Consider the following 3999-nt stretch of genomic DNA (forward strand, 5'->3'; position numbering starts at 1 on the left):
GAACCAGCGCGACGTCGTCGCGGCGCACGGCGATATCGACCTTGTCGCCAACAGTGACAGTGGATCGTGCCTGAAGCGGCACCTCGATGCCATCAGGCGCGGCCTGCGCCAGCGTGAAGCTCGCGCCGTTGACCTTTTCGACCCGTCCCGACAGCACGTTCTGTCCGCCCATGAATTCGGCGACGTAGCGATCATGGGGGTGAGCGTAGACGTCGCGGGCGGCGCCCGCCTGCTTGATCTTGCCCTGCTCCATCACCACCACAAGGTCAGCGAGCGCGATCGCCTCGAGCTGGGTATGGGTGACGTGGATGAAGGTGATGCCGAGTTCCTGCTGCATCCGCCTGAGCTCCTGGCGCATCTGCACGCGAAGCTGCTCGTCGAGCGCCGAGAGCGGCTCATCGAGCAGCAACACCCGCGGCTCGGTGATCGCCGCGCGCGCCAGCGCCACACGCTGCTGCTGGCCGCCGGAGAGCTGCGCCGGAAGGCGATCGGCGAACTGCGTCAGCCGCACCTTCTCGATCATGGCATCCGCCGCACGCAGCCGGTCGGCCTTGGACATGCCGCGCACACGCAGCGCAAAGGCGATGTTCTCGCGTACCGTGAGGTGCGGGAAAAGCGCGTAGGATTGGAACATCATCGCGGTACGCCGCTGCACCGGCGCGAGACCGACGACATTCTGTCCACCGATCACGATCTCGCCCGCGGTCGGGTCTTCATGCCCGGCGATCATCCGCAAGATCGTGGTCTTGCCGCAACCGGAGGGACCGATGAAGCAGCAATAGGCGCCGTCGGCAATCTTGAGGTTGACGCCGTCGACCACGTAGGTCGCGCCGTCAAAGCTCTTGCAGACACCCGCCAGTTCGATATCGCCGCGATCGCTCTTCATTCCAGGCTCAACCTTTTGCGCTGCTGCTGCGCTTCTTCTGGATCAACACGATGCTGCCGAGGCTTGCACCGATCACGACGAAGGAGACCACGGTCGTCACCGTGCCGAGCGCGTAAAGCGAGGGCGAAGTGACGTTCAGCGTCATGCTCCAGATTTCCAGCGGCAGCGTGTTCAACGAACCCGCCGTCTGCAGGCTGCGTGCGAACTCGTCATAGGACAGCGTGAAGCCGAACAGCGCGACCGCGACGAGGCCGGGCGCGAGCACCGGAATCATCACCAGCCGGACCGACTGCCAGCGGCTGGCCCCCAAGTCGTAGGCCGCCTCCTCCCAGACATGGTTGAAGCGCGACATCACCGCGAACATCACGAGCACGCCGAACGGCAGCGTCCAGGACAGCTGCGCGCCGAGCGCCGAGGTGTACCAGCTCGCGTTCAGCCCGAGCGCCTGGAACAGGAGCCCGGTGCCGAGGCCGAGCACGAGGCCGGGCGCAACCAGGCTGCCGATCATCATGTAGAAGACGATGGTGTCACCGCGAAAACGCTTGCGGAAGCCGAGGCCGGCCAGGAACGAGACCACCACCGTGATGATGGTGACGATGACCGCCAGCTTGATCGAACGGTCAAACGAACCCTTGACGTCGCCGGTGCGCACCTGGGTGAAGAGATCGACGAACCAGTGCAGCGAGTGGCCCTTCATCGGAAACACAAGCCCGCCCCGGATATCCTGGAACGACAGGACGTAGATGCAGAACATCGGACCGTAGAGCGCGATGACGTAGGCCGCGAACAGCGTCGCCAGCACGTAGAACGTCCAGGGCCGCTGCCCGCGGCTCGGCGCGATCGCATTGGTCGTCGCGGGCGCGACCGTTTCGGGCATGTCGGCGAGAACCGCGCTCATCGCGTGATCTCCTGCCGGATGTCCACGGTGCGCAGGATCAGCGAGACGATCGCGACCAGCACCAGCGTCAGCAACACGGCGCTTGCGGCCGCGGTCGGGTATTGCAGCACGCCGACGTCCTCGTAGAACGCGCTGACCACCGAGGCCGAGCCGCCGCCGGACATCACCTTGACCACGAAGAAGTCACCCATCACGATCGAGACCACGAAGATGGTACCGAGCGCGATGCCGCTCTTGGACATCGGCACCACGATCAGGCGCATGATGTCGAATCGGCTGGCGCCGGCATCGATCGCGGCCTCGATCAGCTTCTTGTCGATCCGCGCCATCGAATTGAAGATCGGCACGATCATGAAGATCGTGAGCTGGTGGACATAGGCGATGACCACCGCGAGGTCGGAGAACAGCAGCACTTCCAGCGGCTGGCGGATCACGCCCATTGCCAGCAGCGCCTGGTTGATCAGGCCTTCCTTGCCGAGCAACGGGATCCACGAGATCATCCGGATGATGTTCGAGGTCCAGAACGGCACGGTGCACAGCAGGAACAGGCCGATCGCCAGCAACTGGTTGCGGACGTGGAACACCAGGAAATAGGCGACGAAGAAGCCGATGATCAGGGTGAAGATCCAGGTCAGCACCGTGAACTTGATGGTCGCCAGATACAGCTTCAGCGTCAGCGCCGAATGCAGCACCTCGACATAGCTCGCAAGTGTGAAGCCCGGCGTCAGCCCGCCGAAGCCGTCGGTCGCGAAGAAGCTCGCGGCCAGCACGACCAGGATCGGCGCCACGAAGAACGGCACGAGCACCAGGACCAGCGGCGAGACATAGAGCCAGCCGGCGAGATTTGCGCGTGGCGGAGTTTGAGCGGGACTCGAACTTGGCTGCATGTCGGCCTCGAAGTCGGTCTTCTCGCACCGGCGCGGTTCGCGCGCCGGCGCTCTTGTTACGTCGGGGAAAGCAGGTTTCAGGCCACCTTGAAGTCGTTCCAGCGCTTGTTCATGTAGGCGGCCTCGTCCATCAGCGTGTTCCAGCACGAGATGTTCTTGACGCGGTCGAGGAACGAGCCGCCGTCACGCTTGGTGCCGGCCTTCTCCATGGGCACGCCATAGGGATCGTTGACCACCTCAGGCGCGGGCTGGCCCTCGTACCAGAACGCCCATTCGGCAGGGGTGAGGAATTTCTTCGCGGTCGACGGCACCGGGCTGTAATAGCCGTAGCGCGCGACGAAGCCGCCCTGCCAGCCCGACAGATACCAATTGAGATACTCGTAGGCCGCATCGAGCTTCTTGCCGGAGAGATGCTTCATCAGGCCCATGCCGTTGCACCAGCCGCGATAGCCTTCCTTGCCGTTCTTGACGTTGACCGGGGCATAGACGCAGGGAATCTCCTTCACGCGGACCGCCGCGACCGCCGGCGACCACATCGACTGGATGACCACTTCGCCCGCCGCCATGAGCTGCACCGACTGGTCGAAGGTGGTCCAGGTCGCGCGGAACTGGCCCTGCTTCTTCAGCTCGATCAGCTTGTTGCAGGTGAAGTCGATCTCCTCCTTCGTCATGTTGCCCTTGTTGCCGTACTTGATGAGGCCCGCGCTTTCGAAGCAGAGCGCGGCGTCCATGATGCCGATCGCGGGCACGTCGAGGATCGCAGCCTTGCCCTTGAACTTCGGGTCGATCAGGTCCTTCCACTCGGTGACTTCATGGCCGACGAGATCGGGGCGATAGCCGATGGAGTCGGCGTTGTAGACCTGGGGCAGGAAGGTCGCCCATTCGGTGACGCCGTCATGCAGATCGGTCGAGTCGGGCTTGGAGATGTACATGGCCTCGTAGGGCGAGATGCCCTGGCGCGGGATCTTGTGGCCGTCGATCTCGCCCTTGGTGAAGATCGGCAGGATGTTGTCGAATTCCTTGATCTTCTTGACCTCGATGCCCTGGATCACGGCACGCTTGGCGGCCAGCTTGGCCTGCCAGCCCTCGAGATCGGCAATATCGACCGTATTAGGCTGGCTTATGAAGCGATTGATGGCAGCGGAGGTGTCGAGGTTCTGCATCGTCACCTTGAAGCCGAGATCCTTGGCGGCCTGGTCACCGATCGCCTTCACCACCGAGTAGGACACGCCGACATGGCGCAGTTCGATGTCCTTGATCTCCTGCGCCCAGATCGTCGGGAAGCCGCGGATCGCGTCCGATCCAGCGGCGGCCCCGGCGACCACGGC

General features: G+C 63.7%; 4 protein-coding genes. All 4 read right to left on the minus strand.

What is annotated here, in order from left to right:
• Positions 1–886: ABC transporter ATP-binding protein (locus AC1D00_RS30510; RefSeq protein ID WP_477013221.1), on the minus strand; the 886-nt coding region annotated here is incomplete at its 3' end.
• A gap of 7 nt (positions 887–893) precedes the next feature.
• Positions 894–1784: an ABC transporter permease gene (locus AC1D00_RS30515; protein ID WP_477013222.1), complete on the minus strand. Its 891-nt coding sequence runs from the start codon at positions 1782–1784 to the stop codon at positions 894–896.
• Positions 1781–2671, minus strand: coding sequence for an ABC transporter permease (locus AC1D00_RS30520; protein WP_404553467.1), 891 nt, complete (start codon positions 2669–2671; stop codon positions 1781–1783). Before AC1D00_RS30520 ends, AC1D00_RS30515 begins: the two co-directional genes overlap by 4 nt.
• Positions 2672–2748: 77 nt before the next feature.
• Positions 2749–3999: ABC transporter substrate-binding protein (locus tag AC1D00_RS30525; protein WP_477013223.1), on the minus strand; the 1251-nt coding region annotated here is incomplete at its 5' end.

The sequence above is a fragment of the Bradyrhizobium sp. P2_E8 genome (assembly GCF_056403875.1).